Annotated in this window: 3 protein-coding genes; 2 read left to right on the top strand and 1 reads right to left on the bottom strand. The window is 48.8% G+C overall.

Annotated elements, in window-relative coordinates; all coding sequences use genetic code 11:
• Positions 1-442: 442 nt before the first annotated feature.
• Positions 443-814, bottom strand: coding sequence for a hypothetical protein (locus WBA89_RS15220; protein WP_424407789.1), 372 nt, complete (start codon positions 812-814; stop codon positions 443-445).
• A 59-nt stretch (positions 815-873) separates the two neighbouring features.
• On the opposite strand from WBA89_RS15220, the gene rsmD reads away from it, so the two are divergent.
• Positions 874-1,416, top strand: a complete 543-nt coding sequence (rsmD, locus tag WBA89_RS15215; RefSeq protein ID WP_424407787.1) for a 16S rRNA (guanine(966)-N(2))-methyltransferase RsmD — start codon at positions 874-876, stop codon at positions 1,414-1,416.
• 298 nt (positions 1,417-1,714) lie between these two features.
• Positions 1,715-3,175, top strand: coding sequence for a phosphoglucosamine mutase (gene glmM, locus WBA89_RS15210; protein ID WP_424407784.1), 1,461 nt, complete (start codon positions 1,715-1,717; stop codon positions 3,173-3,175).
• The last annotated feature ends 306 nt before the right edge of the window (positions 3,176-3,481 follow it).

Raw genomic sequence — 3,481 nt, 5'->3', positions numbered from 1 at the left:
TGGATGCCAGCCGCAGGCCTTATCCTCGAAGTATGTTCCAACATCGGGTTCGTCTATCCCCATTTGCTTCGATTTTTCAGATTTTCCCTGCTGGCTTGACAGAAGTATAGCAGCAAGCTGGCTGTTTGCCAAGCGATAGTCGATCTTATCCCCTGTCTCTAAAGAGCTTTATCACCTAAACAAACCTAGATTAGAGCGAGTTTCAGCAAAATTGAGACGGGAAATTATAGCCTTTCGAGCTCTGGTATGAGGTACTATCCGGCATTGGGCATAGGCAAAACAGGGTATAGAGCATAGAGCATACCTCACCACGCGATCGAACTGCTATAGCTTTTTTCAGCCACAATTTGATTTTTTAGCTGGATATGCCATAGGTTTAGCGACAGGAGCATCGACGAAATGTATGATATTTGGCCGACAAAACGGCGGTCGTCCTCTATAATTATCGACGGTCAGGGAGGATCGAGCCAGTTTTTATAGGCATCCCCGCTGGCGATCGATCGCAGACTCGGTTTTGGGCGGACGATCGCCAGAATGCGACAGCAATCTTAATACAAAATTGAGATGCTCCCCAATTGATGCAGATATTTTTGTGACAAAAAGTCACAAAAACATCGTTGAAGTTGACGGAAAAAATCGCTAATATTTTTGTTAAAAAATGACAGTAATGTGCTAGATTGAAAAGTGCCTTGTGCAGCATCAATTGCGCGAAATTGTGTAGGGCAATCGCCGTAGCTCGCTTCGTTATAAAGCCGGGGCGAACTCGCGAAAGCACTCGAAAAAATGCTGCTAAGTCGGAAATGCAGCCTTGCATTCAAACTGGGTTTGGCGAATCAAATCAATTATAAAATACTGTGACAAATTGGGTGTTAAATGAGCTTGAGAATCTGCGGCAACCGCCAAATCAAAACTCTGCCGGGACTGGCCACTCGTCCTACGCCTTCGCGAGTCAGAGAAGCTTTGTTTAATATTTGGCAGGGGACGATCGCAGGTTGCAGGTGGCTGGATATTTGTACCGGCAGCGGCTCGATGGGTGCAGAAGCTTTGTGTCGGGGGGCGGCGAGTGTTACTGGCATCGAACAGTCGGCGAAAGCTTGTGCGATTATTCATGAAAACTGGGAGAAAGTAGCGGGTTCTTCCCAAACATTCCAAATCCTGCGGGGAAACGCGATGGCAAAATTGGGGGCGCTGGGAGGACAGCAGTTCGATCGCATTTACTTCGATCCGCCCTACGCTAGCGACTTGTACGAACCTCTGTTAAACAAGCTCGCCAGCCAAGAAATGCTAGCACCCGATGGCGAAATTGCGATCGAACACAGCCCGGAGCGATCGACACAACCGATTCCAGGCCTAGAAATTTGCCGCCAAAAAATCTACGGCAATACAGCATTAACTTTCTATGCCCGCAGTGGCTGACTAGCTCAAACGGCATCAGCATCATAATATCAAATCCCGCCCAGATCCGAACGAGCGCTCAGTGCGATCGTCCCGATCTGGGCGGTCTCAACGATGCTGCAAGCGCTTGCAGATCGTAAAAGTTATTCCCTTGAGTACGATACAAATTTTTCCCGAAAAGTTAAACTTTGTGCGTAGGTTGACAGGGTGCGTTACCCGATCGATCCCCGAAATAAATCGAGTTTACGCTGAAAATAAAGACTTTCAGTTGTAACATGAACTGCAAAGTGTGAGTGTGGATATTCCTAGAGGAGTGAATATGGTTCAGACACCTTCGCGCCATCGCGGCGGCGAGTTTCCGGCTGCTAACTCGGTACAGCCAGTCAAACGGGATACGATTCTGCTGGGAGATAGCCTTCCCCTGCCAAATATCAAACTCTTCGGCACAGACGGCATTCGCGGGAAAGTTGGAGAATTGCTGACTGCATCCCTAGCGCTGCAAGTTGGCTTCTGGGCGGGACAAGTTCTCCGCCAAAATTCCCCCAACCAAGGCCCGGTGATTTTGGGCCAAGACAGCAGAAATTCCAGCGATATGCTGGCAGCGGCACTGTCGGCGGGTTTGACAGCGGCTGGTTTGGAAGTGTGGAATTTGGGATTGTGCCCTACTCCCTGCGTTGCTTATCTGGCAAGTGTTTCGGAGTCTGTCGGCGGTGTGATGATTTCGGCTTCTCACAATCCCCCTGAAGATAACGGGATTAAGTTTTTTAACTCAAACGGCTCTAAGCTGTCGCAGCAGTTGCAGGAACAAATCGAAGCGGGAATCCGGGGGGCTAAGGTTCCGGTTGCTAGCTTCGCTTTGGGACAACACTACCACCGCCCGGAGTTGGTGAAAGATTATGCTGCTTCTCTCTCTGATTCGCTGCAACAGATGAATTTGTCGGGAATGCGGGTAGTTTTGGATTTGGCTTGGGGGGCGGCGGCTGGTTTGGCACCGGCGGTGTTCGCGCAAATGGGGGCGGATGTGATCTGTTTGCACGACTCTCCTGATGGCTCTCGCATTAATGTTAACTGCGGTTCTACTCATCTCGACAGCCTGCAAGCGGCGGTTTTGGAACACAATGCCGATTTGGGATTTGCTTTTGATGGCGATGCCGATCGAGTTTTGGGTGTTGACAACAAAGGTCGATCGATTGACGGCGATTACATTCTGTATCTGTGGGGCCGGCAGTTGCGCGCCTCCGAACAGTTACCGTCCAATTTAATTATTTCTACTGTAATGGCTAACCTCGGCTTCGAGCGAGCTTGGGAAAAATTGGGCGGAAAACTAACTAGAACGAACGTGGGAGATCAGCACGTTCACGCTGAAATGCAGCGCACGGGTGCGATGTTGGGCGGCGAACAGTCTGGACACATTCTTTGTCCGCATTTCGGGATCAGTGGCGATGGTTTGCTGACAGCTTTGCACATAGCTTCCCTGGTGCGCCAATCTGGAGAATCTTTAGCGCAATTGATAAGGGGCAGTTTCCAAACTTATCCGCAGTTGCTGGTAAATGTGCGGGTGGACGATCGGGAAAAACGCCTAAAATGGCACGAGTGCGAAATTTTGCAAGGGGCGATCGTCCGTGCTAAAAGTGCAATGGGAGAACAGGGGCGGATTTTGGTTCGCGCTTCTGGCACTGAACCGCTGATCCGAGTTATGGTAGAAGCCGCCAGCGCTGAATTGGCTAATTTCTGGACTGATAATTTGGTGTTGGCAGTTCAGAAATACCAGGCTCTTTGATCTGAAGTCATTAGTCATTAGTCATTAGTCATTAGTCATTAGTCATTTGTTATTTGTTATTTGTTATTTGTTATTGGTAACAACTGGCAACTGACAACTGCTTTCGGTACAACGTCCAACGTCCAACGTCCAACGTCCAACGTCATCAGTGCTGTCGCCTCCGAGCTTTCCGTACAACATCATCAGGAAGAGGGAAGAAGTCATTAGTCATTAGTCATTAGTCATTAGTCATTAGTCATTAGTCATTAGTCATTAGTCATTAGTCATTAGTCATTAGTCATTAGTCATTAGTCATTAGTGCTGTCC

The sequence above is a fragment of the Microcoleus sp. genome (genome assembly GCF_049646505.1).
Taxonomy (GTDB): Bacteria; Cyanobacteriota; Cyanobacteriia; order Cyanobacteriales; family Microcoleaceae; genus Microcoleus.
This window is presented reverse-complemented; position numbering and strand designations above follow the sequence as displayed.